Origin of the sequence: Mesorhizobium huakuii, from assembly GCF_014189455.1 — a bacterium.
Taxonomy (GTDB): domain Bacteria; phylum Pseudomonadota; class Alphaproteobacteria; order Rhizobiales; family Rhizobiaceae; genus Mesorhizobium; species Mesorhizobium huakuii_A.
On record NZ_CP050297.1, the window covers coordinates 121,026 to 136,967 of the forward strand.

Below are 15,942 nucleotides of genomic sequence, written 5' to 3' on the forward strand. Positions count from 1 at the left end.
TCCGTTGGTCGTCTTTGTCTGCGCTCCTACGCTAAGCGAAATAACTTATCATCCGGTGACGCGGCGGATCGAGCGAAAAGCAGAAATCAGCCGAAAACGCGCATTTTCGGCATAACGCCATCATCAGCTATATTAGCTCAGCTTATAAGAAAAGAATCTGGCTTATAAATTGACCGGTCCGCCTCCCTTGGCCGATTGTTGTGGCAGATCACGGTCAAGCTTGGTCGCCGGCGGAGACGAGCTCTTGGGCGTCGCTTCACCATTGCCGGGTTTCAACGCAGATGGGGAATGATCAATGATGCGACCTTGGTTGGCAGCAGTGCGGAGCTTTTTGCCCAGTTCCGGGAAGGCCCGATTGCCGAACCGGTTGGCGCGCATCGCATGCACGGCGCAAGACGTTTCGTTGGCATCCTTCGATCTCGACAAGTCAGGCTGCGATGACGTGGCGGCCCTCAGGGTAGAAGGACTTGAAAAATCGTTCGGCAATTACCCCCTTCTACGCGGCGTTACGCTCACCGCCCACCGGCATGAGGTGATCTGCATCCTGGGAAGCAGCAGCTCCGGCAAGAGCACGCTGTTGCGCTGCCTCAACCTGCTTGAGGTGCCGAACCGCGGGCGCATGTGGGCCTTGGGTGAGCGGTTGAAGCTTCGCGAGGCGGCAAACGGCCGTAGCGGCGCCATTCTTGACCGGCGCCAAGTTCAACGTGTGAGGGCCTCCCTGGGGATGGTCTTTCAGAGCTTCAACCTGTGGCCGCACAGAACGATCCTTGAGAATGTCGCGGAAGGCCCAACGCACGTCCTGCGACAGCCACGGCGGGAAGCGATCGGGGTCGCGGAGCACTATCTGGCAAAGGTCGGCCTTGCGGACAGGCGCCATCACTATCCACGCCACCTTTCGGGCGGGCAGCAGCAACGTGTGGGCATCGCGCGGGCTCTCGCCATGGAGCCCGCCGTCCTGTTGTTCGACGAGCCGACGTCGGCGCTTGATCCAGAGTTGACCGGCGAGGTGCTCAAGGTCATCCGGTCGCTGGCCGAGGAAGGACGCACCATGCTCCTGGTAACCCATGAGCTCGCCTTCGCCGTCTCTACGCGCACGGCGTTCATGCACGACGGCAAAATCGAAGAAGAGGGGCCATCGCGGGAGCTGTTCCTTGAGCCCGCTTCCGAACGGCTCCGCCAATTCCTTCAATCGCATTATTGATGGGGCGACCTGCGTCATGAACGGCTTTGCCATACAATTCCTGCACGGACTGAGCATGACCGTGCTGGTTGCAGCCATCAGCGGTGTCCTAGGTACCGCCGTGGGCCTCGTCGGCGCCGCGTCAAAGCTGTCAGCGTATCGGATCCCGATGTGGCTGGCCGAAGTCTATACGACCGTTATCAGGGGCGTGCCCGAGCTGCTTGTGATCCTCCTCATTTATTTCGGGGGAACGGCGGCGATCACCCTCGTGATCGGCCGATATGTCGAAATCAGCGCCCTCTCGGCAGGTGTCATCGCGCTGACCGTCATTTTTGGCGCCTACTCCACCGAAATATTCCGTGGCGCGATCTTGAGTATCCCGCATGGACAATGGGAGGCCGCATCATCGATCGGCCTGAAATCTTGGCAGATTTGGTGGTGCTGTCACATTGATTAAGCGGTAAGGAAATTGAGGTAGCAGCGCGCCCATGACCGTGAGTGCAGCGACCTACAAGAACCACCGCTATCCGATCGAAATCGTGGCCCGTGCTGTCTGGCTCTACTTCCGCTTCAATCTGAGCCTGCGCGATGTCGAGGAAATGCTGCTCGATCGCGGGATCGTCGTTTCCTACGAGACCATCCGCCGATGGTGCCGAAAGCACGGCCCTGATTATGCGCGCCGCATACGCCGCAAGGCACCAACGAAAGACGATGTCTGGCATCTGGATGAAGTCGTGGTGCGCATCAACGGTCAGAAGTGCTGGTTGTGGAGAGCGGTTGATCAGGACGGATATGTGCTCGACGAGATTGTCCAGACGCGTCGCAACACCAAGGCCGCCAGGCGCCTGCTGACGCGACTTCTGAAGAAGCAGGGTCTGCCGCCAAAGCGTATGATCACAGACAAACTGCGCTCCTACGGGGCGGCCAAACGCCAGCTCATGCCGAACGTGGAACACCGCTCGCATAAAGGCTTGAACAACCGGGCGGAGAATTCTCATCTGCCGTTCCGAAAACGGGAACGAACGCGACAGGGTTTCCGGTCGGTCGGCTCATTGCAGCATTTCGTGTCGATCTTCTCCGCCGTCCGAAATGGAGTGCACCCCCAGATTGAGACAAGGAAAATCGCGGACAGTTTCCCGGCAAGGAGAGGAAACTGGGGCATGGCCGGACGGCAAAGAGTTATTGATGATGACCAAAAGCTGGAGCTTCTCCGGCGCATGCAGGCGGGCGAAACCGTCAGCAAGTTGGCAGATGAGGTTGGTATCAGTCGCCAACGACTTTACGAGTGGCGTGATCATCTCAGGCTTCATGGTAATCTGAAGTCACGTCCGCGCGGCCGGCCGGCCAGGACAGCAGGATTTGACGGGGCCGCACAGCTGCAGAGTGGAGTTGCTGTGCCGGCACCTCAGGAAAAGGCACTGACCAAGGCCAGGCGCCGGATCAGGGAACTGGAGCAGAAGGTCGGGCAGCAGCAGCTCGATCTCGATTTTTTCGCGAAGCCTTGCGGCACTTCGAGGAAGATCAGCGTCGGAGCAGCGCTCCTGGCGAAACGGGATCTTCAAAATCATCGAAAAGATGATGACCGGCCTGTCGCAAGGCGAATTCAACATCGACAGAATGTGCTGGCTCGCTGGTGTCAGCCGCGCGAGCTATTACCGTCACTGGCTGGATTCGGCCCCGCGTCGGGCCGAGACGGGTTTGCGCGATCTCATTCAGAAGCTGGCTCTCGGCAACACACACTACGGCTACCGCCGGATTGGCGCCCTGCTGCGGCGGGAGGGGTGGCAAGTCAATCACAAATGCGTTCTACGGATCATGCGTGAAGACAATCTGTTGTGCCTGCGCGCCAGACCCTTTGTTCCTGTGACGACCAACTCCAGGCATGGTTGGCAAGTCGTGCCAAACCTCGCGAGGGGAATGATCCTCAATGGCGTAAACCAGCTATGGGTTGCCGATATCACCTTCCTGCATCTGGCCGAGGAGTTTGCCTTCCTTGCCGTTGTCCTTGACGCGTTTAGCCGCAAGGTTGTCGGATGGGCGCTGGATACGCATCTTAGAGCAAGCCTTGCCATCGAGGCTCTCGAGATGGCGATCGCTGATCGCCAGCCCGTACCCGGGAGCCTCATCCATCATTCCGACCGCGGGGTTCAATACGCTTGCGGGGCCTACTCCGAACTTCTGCATGTTCACGGTATCCAAGCGAGCATGAGCCGTGTCGGCAATCCTTACGACAATGCGAAGGCGGAGAGCTTCATGAAAACCCTGAAACAGGAAGAGGTGCAAGGGCTCGCCTATAAGGATGCAGATGATGCCCGCAAGCACATCGGTGCTTTCATAGAGACCGTTTACAACACGGGGCGCCTGCATTCGGCGCTCGACTATCTCAGTCCGGAGGAATACGAACAGAAGCATTCACGCGGGCGACAGATGGAAAAGGCTGCATAGCTTAACACGGGAGGTGTCCGCGATTTTCCTTGTCTCAATCTGGGGGTGCACTCCAATCGCGTCCGGTTTTTGATCGGAACGGTGTCCGGTTAATCGTCGGAATTTGCACCCTCGGCAGTGTCGCCGGCCTGATCGATCCGAGAACACTCCCGGCGCCTTGGTCGGTTGTCGGCACTGCCATCGATCTCATCGCCGAAGGCAAGCTTCAGGATCACTTGATGACGTCTGCCTGGCGGGCAGCACAGGGTCTGGTGTTCGGCATCCTGATCGGAACCGTGCTTGCTCTCATTTCAGGGTTGTCCCGGCTTGGCGAGGCGATCATCGACGGCCCCGTTCAGATCAAGCGGGCGATACCGACGCTCGCCCTGATCCCGCTGTTGATGCTGTGGTTCGGCATCGGCGAGGGCATGAAGGTGACGGCCATCGCGCTGGCTGTCCTGATCCCGATCTATATCCAGACCCACAGCAGCTTGCGCAGCATAGACCAGCCGTTATGTCGAACTGGCCCAGACCTTGCGAATGGGCTACGGCGAATTCATCCGCGAGGTCATCCTGCCGGGCGCCCTTCCCGGCTTCTTCCTTGGTCTGCGTTTGGCGGTGACCTATGCCTGGCTGTCTCTGGTGGTGGTCGAGCAGGTCAACGCCACCAGCGGCATCGGCTACATGATTGATCTCGCGCGCAACTACGGCCAGACCGACATCATCATCGTCGGCCTCGTCGTCTACGCGTTGCTCGGTCTCGGCTGCGACGGCATCGTTCGCTTCTTCCAGGAAAGGTCGCTGTCATGGCGTCGCACCTTGGCGGATTGAGCGGCGCGCCCGTGGTGAGGGTCGAGAACCTCGTAAGGAGTTTCGGGCCGCGAACCATCCTCGACGGCCTCAGTCTCTGAACTCATTCACTCACTACGTGTCCCCGAAGTTGGCGAGATTTCGGACCTCCTCATGCTTGCCGCGAGCGATTGTCCGACCGCTGTGGGTAAATCCGGATTGTGGCCTCAAATCACGCAAATGGGAGGTGGTCCGACCTGCCCTCATGAACATGGTGGCTTGCAGCACGCGCGCTCCGGGAGAAAGTGCGGGCCGGAGGCTTTCCTGATTTCTCACCATGTGGTGAGTTACCGCTGCCGCATCTCGGCCGTGAATACGCCAACCCGATTACATTCGTGGAAATAAGTAACTCGAGCGAAAATGTGCAATCTTTCTTCGGCACGTGTCCTAATCGCGCAGGGAGATCAATTTCCACGTCCTGGAATTCAAGATAATCATTGTACAGTGGAAAATACGCCTTATATACCGCCTCCTTCAAAACGAAGAGGTCCCGCCGCTTGAGCAGATGTAGATCGTACATGCGTTGCTCGTTAGGGGTGGCAATGAGTTCGATCAGGTTCTCCGGCAGAGGTTCATTAGGCTCAATGTCGATGCCGAGAGCCGCAATCCTTTTCGTCCCTGCAATGGCGGCGGCTGCTACGGTATCGTGGTGCGCCAAAGATCCGACGATGCCGGGTGGCCAGATCGGAACACCAGAGCGCGTCTTGAGGATCGGCAGTTGTGGGAATCCCAGTTGCCCAAGGAGTGTTCTGGCGACTACTCTTGCAGCACCGCTTTGGCGGCGAACTTTGGTGACAGCGCGTCCCAATGAGGTAACTTCGGAAGCGTACAAGGTGGAGTCGTCAGCCGGTTCTATTGGACGGATGCCGACGAGGATGTTCTGTTGATCAATGGTGATAGTCTCCATTCTGTCTGGTCCCTTTGGGCTTTTCGAATGAGAAGCTCAGCCAATGCAGCTTGACGTTGGAATTGCTCGACTCGGTCGTCGATCAGCAGCGGCGGCAGACCACATCTGCTTCCCATCTTTGGATCGGTGCCGTCGCAGGAGTGGTTGGAATTGTGAGTGGCGTAGTCTCCGGGGTGTCAAACCTCGAATCATCCGGCGTTAGAGCGCCGGACAGGAGACTACGCCATGACAAGGACTACCATGAAAGCGGAAGCCGTTCATCCTGGGGATGAGGCGACGAGCTATCTTTTCGACAACTGGTTTGATCCGATCGAAGCTGGCCTGCGCGAGCGGGTGCGCGGCTTCATCGAGACGATGCTCGAGACCGAGCTGGACGCGGTGCTTGCCCGTCCCCGTTATGGCCGGCAGCCGGCGGCGCGCAGTGATGAGACCACCGGTGTCGCCGGCCACCGCCACGGCAGCCGGACGCGCACGCTGACGGCGACCTTCGGCACCACCGAGATCACGGTTCCGCGGGCGCGCCTCGAAGCTGGCGAGGACAAGACGGTGGAATGGAAGAGCAAGGCCTTGCGCGCCTATCAGCGGCGCACGATGGCCGCCGACGCGCTGATCGCGTCGAGCTACCTGGCGGGCACGAACACCAGGCGCGTGCGGCGTGCGCTCGCCGCGCTGGCGGCGCGATCGGCAAGGACGTCGTCAGCCGCACCTGGCGCAAGGTGAAGACTGCGGATTTCACTAAATTGGGACAGCGATTTCGGTATGTCGCGGCCAAGCGTTTCGCAAAGTCGCGGACAAGGGAAGAGGATCGATTCCGGTTGCCTTGTTTCTGTCAGGAGCGATTGATTTCGGTTATTTCGTCGCCGGTCAAGAGCGTCGCTGTTTTCTGCTTTCGCATGCTATCGCCCTCGAGGGTTATGCGGTGGGCGTTGTGAACGATACGGTCCAGGATCGCATCGGCTAAAGTGGCCTCTCCGATCATTTCATGCCATGCGGCCACGGGAATTTGAGCGGTAATCAGGGTCGATTTGCGCCGGTAACGCTCCTCGAATTTCCAGAAGATCGAGCCTTTGTCTGTCACTCAGCGTATGCGTTCCCCAATCGTCGAGCACCAGCAACTGAACACGGGCCAGCTTGTCGATGAGGCGCGGGAAGCGCCCGTCGAGCCTTGCCAGTGCCAGGTCTTCGAACAGGCGTGGCATTCTGACGTAGAGCACGGAATAGTCGAGACGGGCCGCCTGTCGTGCGAAGGCGCAGGCGATCCAAGTCTTTCCGGTGCCCGTCAAGACAGCGCCACAATGCCGGGTGTCCGGCGTTTGAGGTCCGGATTTACTATCCGTTTCATCCTCGATGCGGCCAGATGGTTTCGATCACACTTCGGCGGCGGTTTGCAGGCGAGGATCACCTGGTCGTGGTTCAGCCTGACGGCACGCTCGCTCTGGTCCCGTCCTGGATGGCGGAGGCAGCGGCTGGCTCTGCCACTCTCACTACGTGCCCTGCGTTGTCGATCGGCCGGCTCATCGAATTGCGCGCGCGCCTCGATACGCTTCTAGCCTCTTGCGGCGGGGAATCGGCCTCGCGAGGAGGATGTGATCATGCGACCACGATACGACCAGCAGAGAGACTTGTTCGAGGTGGATCGAACGCTGACGGAGTTTCCAGTTGCGCAGAGGCGCGAGCTTGTCCGCCTGATCGAGTGCCTTCTGATCGAGGCAGTTGCCGCTTGCGAGGCAAACGTGCCATCCGACGGCCCCGAGACGAAGGAGGCTGCGCATGAGCAAGATCACGCATGAGCACCTGGGCCGTCAGGCCATCGTCTACATTCGTCAGTCGACCGCCGATCAGGTTGCCAACAACCTGGAGAGCCAGCGCCGCCAATACGGCCTTGCGGATCGGGCGCGACAGCTCGGCTGGAGCGATGTCGCCGTCATTGATGACGACCTCGGCCGCTCCGGCGGCGGTGTCGCGCGGCCCGGCTTCGAGAAGCTGTTGGCAGCCATCTGCGAAGGACGCGTTGGTGCCGTGGTCTCGATCGAGGCGTCGAGACTGGCTCGCAACGGCCGCGACTGGCACACGTTGCTGGAGTTCTGTGGTCTCGTCGGCACGCTCATCCTCGACGAGGACGGCATCTACGATGCTCGCCACCCCAACGACCGACTGTTGCTCGGCATGAAGGGAACCATGAGCGAGATGGAGCTGTCGGTACTGCGCCAACGCTCGCTTGAGGCCCTGAAGCAGAAGGCGCGCCGCGGCGAGCTGTTCATGACGGTTGCCATCGGTTACGTGCGGATCGGCAACAACCGCATCGAGAAGGATCCTGATCGGCGCATTGTGGAGGCGATCGCGCTCATCTTCGCCAAGTTCGCCGAGATGCAGTCGGTGCGTCAGGTGCATCTCTGGTTCAGGCACGAGCGCATCCCATTGCCCGCTGTCATCTACGGTGCCGAGGGTCGCCTGATTGAGTGGAAGTTACCGGTGTACAACACGATCCTGCACATCCTGACCAACCCGATCTACGCCGGTGCCTATGCTTTTGGGCGCACCGGCAGCCGCGTCAGCATTGACGCCGGCCGCAAAAAGGTGGTGCGTGGCTTCAAGAAGGAGCGCAAGGACTGGGAGGTGTTGATTCCGAACCACCACGAGGGTTATCTGAGCTGGGCAGCCTACGAGAGGAACCTGGGCCTGATCGCGGACAACGCCAATGGCAAGAACCCTATGAGCCGTGGTGCCCTGCGTCGGGGTGAGGCGCTGCTCGCCGGCCTGCTGCGGTGTGGTCATTGCGGACGCAAGCTGCACGTTGCTTACTCCGGCACCGACGGCAACACAGGCCGCTATCACTGCAGGGGTGGCTTCCTCAATCACGGCGGCGATCGCTGCATCTCGTTTGGAGGCATGCGTGTTGACCGCGATATCGGCGCCGAGGTCATCGTGCGCCTGCAACCGCTTGGTATCGAGGCCGCGCTCGCAGCACAGACTGTCCGCAGCCGGGCGAGCGAGGACAAGCGACGACAGGTCGAGCTGGCACTGGAGCAGGCCCGCTACGAAGTCGGCCGCGCCCGTCGCCAGTATGATGCCGTCGATCCCGACAACCGCCTCGTCGCTGCGGAGTTGGAGACGCGATGGAATGAACGACTGACCGTCGTCCGCGATCTGGAGACGGACCTGGAGGAATTGACGACATCATCCGCTACCGAGCCGATGCCTGTCGATCACGAGCGACTGATGCTGCTCGGTGCCGATCTGCAAAGGGCATGGACCAGCGCCGGCGTGACATCAGAGGCAAAGAAACGCATCGTGCGCACGCTGATCGACGAGATTGTCGTCCGCATCGAGGACAGCAAGCTGGATCTCGTCATTCGCTGGCACGGCGGAGCCCATTCGGCCCTCAAGGTCAAGAAAAACCGCTCCGGCCAGCACCGCTGGAGCGCCGAAGGCGAGACCATCGATTTGGTGCGTGTGCTGGCTCGACAGATGCCGGACAGGGCGATCGCCTCCGTACTCAACCGGGCCGGCAAAACGACGGGACGCGGCAACGGCTGGACGCAATCACGGGTGTGCAGCCTGCGTAATCACAATGAGATTCCAGCCTATCGGGAAGGCGAGCGTCAGGAGCGCGGTGAGGTCACGCTCGACGAGGCTGCGACGGCTCTGTCTGTCAGCCCATCGACCGTGCGCCGTCTGATCAAAGATGGTCAACTTTCGGCGAACCAGCTCTGTAAGGGAGCACCCTGGATCATCCGCGCCCTCGATTTGGACCGAAGCGACGTGAAGGGTGCAGCGACTGCTCGTCGTCTGAGACGGCCGCCGTCCAGCAATCCTCGGCAAAAAACCCTTGAACTTCAATGACATGGAAAGGTGAGCATTATGAAGCAGGCTCGGTTTGGCCTGTCAGAATCAAGTTCTCGTTTGCCTTCAGCCATGCTCCTTGCGCTAGGGATAAGACGTTGCGGCGATCAAGACCGCGGTGGGTGCTGAAGTCGATGTCTTCGATCGAAGCATTGGCAAACCGCAGCTTTGCCGTTGCCAGTCGATTGGTCAGCCGCTTGTCTGTTCTCAGTGCGATCTCGCGATCGAGCATCAGGCCGAGCCGTTCGTCGAAGCTGAGGTCGCTTCCATGGCTCTGCTCACCAAGCTGGCGATAGGCGGCAGCCATTCCGGCAAGACCGAGCGTGTGCATTTGATCAAGCATTGGATGGGTCAGCATCTGGTATCCTTTCTCATTGATAGTAGGTTTTGCCGCGGATGTTGCCGTGCGGCGGTGCCGGCTTGACGGCCTCACTCATAGGCGGGGCTTGGTCGAGACCCGATTTGAGAATGTTGGCGACGGACGAATAGCTGAGAGCATTGATGATCAGCGCCCGCTCACACGCCATTTCCAGGCGGTCGGATTTGTAGCGTCGCGCCAGGGAAAGGATGCCCTGTGCGGACCGATACCCTTGTTCCGGATGTGGGCGATCACTCAGCAGACGCTCGATAAAGATCGCTGTGTTGCTGCCGACTTTTGCCGCTTCCCTCCTCAATGTGTGAGGCGTCGTGTTGGCATAGCGCTGGTGCGACTTCGGCATATGCTCATTGACGGTGATGTGGCCTGAGCGCTGCGAGCTTCGGATGTGACTGGCAACACGTTTATGGTCGTGGAAGATCTCGACCACCCGATACGTCAGCCTCACATCGACCCGTTTGCCGATCAGGCCGTGCGGCACGGAATAGAAGCTTTTGTCGACCTCGACATGATAGTCAGGATGGACCTTGGCCGCTTTCCACTCGGCATATTCAAACGGTGTTGCCGGCAGTGGTTTGAGTTGCGCACGCTCGATCTCATCAAACAAATCGCGCCGGGACTTGCCGTAGCGGCGCATGATGCGGCCGTTCAGGTCTTCGATCAAAGTGCTGATCCGAGCATTGAGATCGGCAAGGCTGAAGAAGCGTTCGTTTCTCAGCCTGGCCAGGACCCACCTCTCCACGATTAAAACCGAGCCTTCGGCGGAGGGTTTATCCCGCGGACGTTTCGGCCGTGCTGGAAGCACTGTTGTGTCGTAATGCTCGGCAAAAGCGGCAAATGTCGCGTTGATCGTCGGCTCGAACCACAGAGCCTTGGCGACGGCCGACCTGAGATTATCGCAGATCGTTGTCTTCGTTACCCCGCCGAAGTAGCTGAAAGCCCGTTGGTTGGCTTCAATCCAATCCGGCAGCTTCTGGCTGAAGCTCGCATAAGAGAACGTCAATTGCGACGCGCTCAGCACCGCAACGTAAATCTGCGCCGCGCGGATCTCTCCTGTCGACGGATCGATGACGGGGATCGTGTGCCCGGCATAGTCGCATTCCATCGCAACACCAGCAACGTGACGACTGCGATAGGTTGGCTTGACGCGGCTCTCGAATTCAGCGAATCGGCCACAAAACCAAGTGTAACCATAGCCGTCTGGATGGGTCTCACGGTATTCCTGCCACAACAGATTGAGTGTCACCCCCTTGCGTTTCAGCTCGCTCGCCATCTTCGGCCAGTCCGGCTCAGCGGTCTCGCGCGGCGGCCGTCCCATCCGACGAAATAGCCGCTGTTCCAGTATCTCGTCATCATCCAGCCCAGCTGGCAGCGGCCAAACCGCAAGGCCAGCTTCCCGCGCTCGCAGCAGATACGTTGAAACCGATGTCTTGCTGATCTTCAAACGGTCCGAAACGGCGCGCACAGGAAGCTCCTGCTCAAACGTCAGCCGCAATATCGATCGGATGTCCTTCACGCTCGTATGTCTCGCTTGCTTCCGTCTCGGCATTATGGTCCTCGCTTAAAATGCGAGGGCAAAATGCCAGATCGGCGCTTACGAAAATCGATCTCTAAACCCGTCAGCAGCTTGTCCGCGACTTACTGAAACGGATGTCCCGTACTTACTGAAATCCTTGGCCGCGACTTGCTGAAATCTGTGTCCCGAACTTTGTGAAACCCGCAGAAGACGGACTGGGACGCCTGGAATGCCCGCTCTCTGGCCGACGAGCCGATCGTGCGCCTGATCCTCGACGGGACGGTGGTTCGTGTCAGGCTCGACCGCAAAGCGACCTCGATCTCGCTGCTCGTGGTCATCGGTGTGCGCGCGGACGGCCAGAAGATCCTGCTCGCGGTCAAGAATATGGGTGGCGAGACGACGGAGGCCTGGCGGGCCATTCTCGACGATCTCGTCGGGCGCGGCCTGCGCCGACCTGAGTTTCTCATGGTCGATGGCGCACCTGGCTTGGACAGGGCGATCGCCGCGCTGTGGGACGGGGTGCCGGTGCAGAGATGCACGGTTCACAAGCACAGGAATCTGCTCGCCCATGCTCCCGAGCGGCTGCACGTGCGCATTTCGCTGATTGTGAGCAGCCGTTTCAGGCGATGGTGAGCGCTCGTTTCATTTGATCGTGAGCAGGTATTTCGCGCGATCATGAGCGGCCGTTTCGACCGACGTGTTCATTGATTCAGGTGTTTGAGGCGCTGTCAAGAGGGCGGGCGCGGGCATTGTGTTTTCGCATGCTTTCTCCGGTGAGTTGAAGGCGGTGAGCGTTGTGAACGAGGCGATCCAGAATCGCGTCACCGAGGGTGGGATCGCCTATGACATCGTGCCAGAGTTCCACGGGAATTTGGCTCGTGACGATGGTCGATGCGCGACCGTGGCGATCGTCGAGGATCTCCAGCAGGTCTCGCCGTTCGGACGCGTTGAGAACAGACAGGCCCCAGTCGTCGAGAAGGAGGAGTTGAACGCGCCCGAGCGTCTTGAGCAGGCGACCATAGCGTCCATCACCTCGAGCCAGCGCGAGCGCCTCGAAGAGGCGCGGGACGCGATGATAGAGCACCGATCGATTGTCGCGGCAGGCTTTGTGGCCGAGCGCGCAGGCAATCCAACTCTTTCCCAAGCCGGTTGCGCCGGTGACCAGCAGATTCTCATGGCGATCGATCCAGTCGCCGGCGACGAGCCGGGCAAAGACGGCGCGGTCGATGCCGCGCGGGGTGCGCAAATCGACATCTTCCACGCACGCGCTCTGGCGCAGCGCGGCGAATTTGAGGCGTGTGGTGAGCCGTTTGGTGTCGCGCTCGGCGGCTTCGCGATCGACAAGAAGCCCGATTCGCTCCTCGAACGACAGGGCATCGAGATCCGGTGATCGTCGCTGCTCCTCGAAGGCCTTGGCCATTCCGGTCAAGCCGAGTGCGATCAGCCGTTCATGGGTGGGATGGGCGAGCATTGAGAACTCCATGGTTCAGTGGAAATAGCCCTGACCGCGGATGTTGCCGTGGTGCAGGGGTTGGTGGTCGGGCGTCTCGTCGAGGAAGGCCCGATCAAGGCCGTTCTTGAGGATCGAACGGATCGAGGCGACGGAGCGTGCCTTGATTAGGATGCCGCGTTGGCAGGCTGCATCGACGCGCGTGTTGCCGTAGCTCTTGGTCAGCGCCAGAATGCCGAGACAGGTGCGAAAGCCCTGTTCGGGATGCGGCCGGTCAGCGATGACAGCCTGGAAGAAGGCGGCGGTGGCGGGACCGATCTTCTCGCCGGCCGCGATCAGTCCCCCCGGCGTCCACTTGCCGTAGCGGCGATGCGCGCTCGGCATGTGATCGGCAACGGTGGTGTGGCCGCGCCGGTTGGGCGCACGGGCGTGGCTGGCGATGCGCTGCCCCTTGTGGAACATCTCGACGGTGTTGTCGGCGATGCGCACATCGACGAGCTCGCGGATGAGGCGGTAGGGCGTGGAATACCAGTGCCCGTCGACCTCGACGTGATAGTCGGGCGCGACGCGGCAACGCTTCCAGCGCGCAAAGACGTATGGCTGGTCCGGCAGTTCTCCCAGCTTCGGCCTGTCGATCTCGGCGAAGAGCTCGGCGCGGCTGGAGCCGAAGCCGCGCATCTGGCGGGCGTTGAGTTCGGCGACGAGCAGGCGGATGGCGGCGTTCAGCTCCGCCAGGGAAAAGAAGCGCTGGTTGCGCAGCCGCGCCAGGACCCAGCGCTGGGCAATTTGCACGGCGACCTCGACTTTTGCCTTGGAGTCGAGCGCGCATTGCATATGGTGACGAGCATGGTGCGCAAGTTTTTACCGTCACCCATCCATTCCATCCTTTGCGTGGACAGACGTTCGATCTGCTTGCCGTTCGCAACAACTGGGGCGGAGACCGCGTGTCCTATGCCGGTCCGGACGGGCGGCTGCGCACGTTGCCCGTCGAGTGGACGGACGTTCTTGAGCCCGACCTCGTAGTCACTGTCGGCGCCGGCCGCGCCTTTTTCCGGACTGATCATCTGCGAGAGCTGCGCAAGCTCCTGGATGAGTGCGTGCGTCAGGGGGAGGCGCCGTCATGTTAGGGGAATTATGTTCCATGTGTCTCGATAATTATATCCCGAGACCGGTTAAGCAGCGCCCTTATGGTAACCGTATGCCTAGATGGATCGGCGGAATTGCGGGATATTCCGCAAGTCAGCGTCCCCATTGTCTTGATCTTTCATCTTATTGTGTACATAATTATAAAGACACTCCCGCAGGCAACCTTAAGGAGACACCGTATGGCAATAGGCTCCCGCCAACGCGCACACCGCCAGCAGGCCCTGGAAGCTCAGGGCGCATCCCACCCGCATCCCGAGGCAGTGGCGGACCCGCTCTTCCGCGACAGCGCATTCTTCGACCCGAACGACCTGGTCCAGGTCAAATACGAGATGCTGCGCAGCGTGGAAAAGGACGGGCGTGCGGTGGTGGAGGCGGCAGAAGCCTTTGGGTTGTCTCGGCCGGTCTATTACGTGACGCGAGAGCTGTTCAATCGCGAGGGCCTGCCTGGCCTGTTGCCCCGCAAGCGTGGACCGAAGCGCCCGCACAAGCTCACCGAGGAGAATCTTGCTGTCCTGGCGCAGGCCATACGAGAGAGCGAACAGATGCCAGGCGGTGCGGAGTTGGCTGCCCTACTCGTCGAACGATGCGGCATCAGTGCCCACCCCCGGAGCATCCTGCGAAGACTGCTTCCCTATCTGAACCAGCCGGAAAAAAAACTGCTGTGACCGTCGATGCGCTCCCGCTCGATACCATGCAGTTCACCGCGCAATACGAGCTGATCCGCTCGCAGGTCATCAACGCCGCTCGCGACGCCCCGCACAGAGATCTCGGCGCTCAACCACGCGGTGTCGGCCTTGGCTTGCTGCTGCGAGAAGGGATGCCCGGGTGGCTCGGCACAATCGACAGCGTGATACGCGCATCACTGTCCCGGCGGACCATGGACGCTCCTCTGCCGAAGCCGGCTGACCCCCTCGCCGAGTGCAGCATCGGGTCGCCGTGGTTCTCCGGTGTGCAACGCCAGGACATTACGACCCTTCTGACGAGTCTGGTTCTCTCCACTCGTCTTGTTGACCCCTCCTCACCGACGGAAGGATATCGGTCATGCCAATGAACAGCGAGGCTCATCAGAAGATCACAGCGGCGCACCTTTCGCGCATGGCGTATCTGTACGTCCGCCAGTCGACGCTGCGCCAGGTGTTCGAGAACACCGAGAGTACCAAGCGCCAATATGGGCTGCGCGACCGTGCCGTGGCGCTCGGTTGGCCGCTCGATCGGATCGTCGTCATTGACAGCGATCTCGGGCAATCTGGCGCCAGTGCGGCCGATCGCGAAGGCTTCCAACGCCTTGTGACCGAGGTCAGTCTCGGTCGCGTTGGGATCGTCCTGGGACTGGAGGTGTCGCGGCTCGCGCGCAACAATACCGACTGGCATCGGCTGCTCGAGCTTTGCGCGCTCGGCGACACACTTATCCTGGACGAGGATGGCCTGTACGACCCGGCTCACTTCAACGACAGGTTGCTGTTGGGGCTGAAGGGCACCATGAGTGAGGCCGAACTGCATGTGCTCAGGGCGCGTCTTCGTGGCGGGATCTTGAGCCGCGCCCGCCGCGGCGAGCTGAAGCAGATGGTCCCGGTCGGCTTCGTCCATGACGTCCGCGATTGCGTCATCATGGATCCGGACGCCCAAGTGCAGGCGGCGGTGCGACTGTTCTTCGATACCTTCAGACGCACCGGCTCCTGTTTGGCTGTGGTCAAGGAGTTCTACGCGAAGGATCTGCTCTTCCCGCGCCGCCTGAGAAGCGGCGCCCACAAGGGTGAGCTGGTCTGGACGGAACTCTTGCATTGTCGCGCGCGACAGATCATCCACAACCCCCGCTATGCCGGCGCCTTCGTCTTCGGCCGCACCAAGAACCGGCGTTTGCCGAATGGCAAATACTCCTCCCGGCAGGTCCCGAGCGAGGATTGGATCCTATTGCGCGATACACATCCGGGCTACATTAGCTGGGAAGACTACCTGTCGAACCTGGAGCGGGTGAAGGGCAACGCGCTCGCCTGGAGTTCGGAGCGGCACCATGGTCCCGCCCGGGAGGGGCCGGCCCTGCTGCAGGGGCTCGTGATCTGCGGTGCCTGCGGAGAACGGATGTCGGTGCGCTATCACTCTCATCGCAAGGCCGAGATACCGAGCTACTGGTGCGGCCGTCGCCCAATGCACCGAGGCGAGATTGGTCTGTGCCAAACGATAGAAAGCGCGAATTTCTCTGCACCTTTTTCCATTGAGCGTGTTTTGGCATGAAGTGTCCACTTTGGAGGTG

12 protein-coding genes and 8 pseudogenes are annotated in these 15,942 nt (G+C 60.5%); 14 read left to right on the forward strand and 6 right to left on the reverse strand.

Going from position 1 to position 15,942, the window contains the following annotated elements; genetic code table 11:
* Positions 1 to 442: 442 nt before the first annotated feature.
* From HB778_RS35330 to HB778_RS35355, 7 genes and pseudogenes are all read left to right on the forward strand, one after another.
* Complete coding sequence (locus HB778_RS35330) at positions 443 to 1,201, forward strand: ATP-binding cassette domain-containing protein (RefSeq protein WP_244662080.1); 759 nt, start codon at positions 443 to 445, stop codon at positions 1,199 to 1,201.
* Between the two features lie 16 nt (positions 1,202 to 1,217).
* Positions 1,218 to 1,637 carry an ABC transporter permease subunit gene (locus HB778_RS35335; protein WP_183465483.1) on the forward strand — a complete coding sequence of 140 codons (420 nt, stop codon included), beginning with the start codon at positions 1,218 to 1,220 and terminating at the stop codon, positions 1,635 to 1,637.
* Between the two features lie 31 nt (positions 1,638 to 1,668).
* Positions 1,669 to 2,271: pseudogene (locus HB778_RS42110) on the forward strand (IS6 family transposase); the annotation flags it as partial.
* 126 nt (positions 2,272 to 2,397) lie between these two features.
* Positions 2,398 to 2,577: pseudogene (locus HB778_RS42115) on the forward strand (helix-turn-helix domain-containing protein); the annotation flags it as partial.
* Positions 2,578 to 2,797: 220 nt separating this feature from the next.
* The gene (locus tag HB778_RS35345) at positions 2,798 to 3,625 is read left to right on the forward strand and encodes an IS3 family transposase (protein ID WP_244662073.1); all 828 of its coding nucleotides are present in this window, start codon (positions 2,798 to 2,800) and stop codon (positions 3,623 to 3,625) included.
* Positions 3,626 to 3,738: 113 nt separating this feature from the next.
* A pseudogene (locus HB778_RS35350) lies at positions 3,739 to 4,435 on the forward strand (ABC transporter permease); the annotation flags it as partial.
* Positions 4,436 to 4,519: 84 nt separating this feature from the next.
* Positions 4,520 to 4,721 (forward strand): annotated as a pseudogene (locus HB778_RS35355) (hypothetical protein); the annotation flags it as partial.
* On the opposite strand, the gene HB778_RS35360 reads toward HB778_RS35355, so the two are convergent.
* Positions 4,626 to 5,360 carry a 4'-phosphopantetheinyl transferase superfamily protein gene (locus HB778_RS35360; RefSeq protein WP_244662074.1) on the reverse strand — a complete coding sequence of 245 codons (735 nt, stop codon included), beginning with the start codon at positions 5,358 to 5,360 and terminating at the stop codon, positions 4,626 to 4,628. The pseudogene HB778_RS35355 and the gene HB778_RS35360 overlap by 96 nt on opposite strands.
* A gap of 225 nt (positions 5,361 to 5,585) precedes the next feature.
* Here HB778_RS35360 and HB778_RS35365 point away from each other — a divergent pair.
* Positions 5,586 to 6,085: pseudogene (locus tag HB778_RS35365) on the forward strand (transposase); the annotation flags it as partial.
* Positions 6,086 to 6,189: 104 nt separating this feature from the next.
* On the opposite strand, the pseudogene HB778_RS35370 reads toward HB778_RS35365, so the two are convergent.
* A pseudogene (locus HB778_RS35370) lies at positions 6,190 to 6,640 on the reverse strand (ATP-binding protein); the annotation flags it as partial.
* Between the two features lie 490 nt (positions 6,641 to 7,130).
* Here HB778_RS35370 and HB778_RS35375 point away from each other — a divergent pair.
* The gene (locus HB778_RS35375) at positions 7,131 to 9,203 is read left to right on the forward strand and encodes a recombinase family protein (protein ID WP_183465485.1); all 2,073 of its coding nucleotides are present in this window, start codon (positions 7,131 to 7,133) and stop codon (positions 9,201 to 9,203) included.
* Positions 9,204 to 9,219: 16 nt separating this feature from the next.
* On the opposite strand, the gene HB778_RS35380 is transcribed toward HB778_RS35375, so the two are convergent.
* Together HB778_RS35380 and istA are read right to left on the reverse strand one after the other, a co-directional pair.
* A complete protein-coding gene (locus HB778_RS35380) occupies positions 9,220 to 9,561 on the reverse strand; it encodes an ATP-binding protein (RefSeq protein ID WP_280515973.1) in 342 nt (113 codons plus the stop codon).
* A gap of 13 nt (positions 9,562 to 9,574) precedes the next feature.
* A complete protein-coding gene (istA, locus tag HB778_RS35385) occupies positions 9,575 to 11,128 on the reverse strand; it encodes an IS21 family transposase (protein ID WP_183465486.1) in 1,554 nt (517 codons plus the stop codon).
* Positions 11,129 to 11,302: 174 nt separating this feature from the next.
* Here istA and HB778_RS35390 point away from each other — a divergent pair.
* Positions 11,303 to 11,692, forward strand: a pseudogene (locus tag HB778_RS35390) (transposase); the annotation flags it as partial.
* Between the two features lie 112 nt (positions 11,693 to 11,804).
* On the opposite strand, the gene istB reads toward HB778_RS35390, so the two are convergent.
* Positions 11,805 to 12,566: an IS21-like element helper ATPase IstB gene (gene istB / locus HB778_RS35395; RefSeq protein WP_183465487.1), complete on the reverse strand. Its 762-nt coding sequence runs from the start codon at positions 12,564 to 12,566 to the stop codon at positions 11,805 to 11,807.
* 15 nt (positions 12,567 to 12,581) lie between these two features.
* Positions 12,582 to 13,358 (reverse strand): annotated as a pseudogene (locus tag HB778_RS35400) (Mu transposase domain-containing protein); the annotation flags it as partial.
* Here HB778_RS35400 and HB778_RS35405 point away from each other — a divergent pair.
* The 4 genes from HB778_RS35405 to HB778_RS35420 all read left to right on the forward strand — a co-directional run bounded on the left by HB778_RS35405 (position 13,352) and on the right by HB778_RS35420 (position 15,923).
* The gene (locus HB778_RS35405; protein ID WP_280515974.1) at positions 13,352 to 13,672 is read left to right on the forward strand and encodes a DUF5372 family protein; all 321 of its coding nucleotides are present in this window, start codon (positions 13,352 to 13,354) and stop codon (positions 13,670 to 13,672) included. The pseudogene HB778_RS35400 and the gene HB778_RS35405 overlap by 7 nt on opposite strands.
* A gap of 198 nt (positions 13,673 to 13,870) precedes the next feature.
* Entirely contained in the window at positions 13,871 to 14,356 is a 486-nt protein-coding gene (locus HB778_RS35410) for a helix-turn-helix domain-containing protein (protein WP_244662037.1), read from the forward strand.
* Positions 14,353 to 14,742 (forward strand): hypothetical protein, encoded by a 390-nt coding sequence (locus HB778_RS35415; RefSeq protein ID WP_183465488.1) that lies wholly within the window; start codon positions 14,353 to 14,355, stop codon positions 14,740 to 14,742. The genes HB778_RS35410 and HB778_RS35415 overlap by 4 nt, the downstream gene beginning before the upstream one ends.
* On the forward strand, positions 14,733 to 15,923 hold the full coding sequence (locus tag HB778_RS35420; protein ID WP_348524776.1) for a recombinase family protein: 1,191 nt from the start codon (positions 14,733 to 14,735) through the stop codon (positions 15,921 to 15,923). The genes HB778_RS35415 and HB778_RS35420 overlap by 10 nt, the downstream gene beginning before the upstream one ends.
* The last annotated feature ends 19 nt before the right edge of the window (positions 15,924 to 15,942 follow it).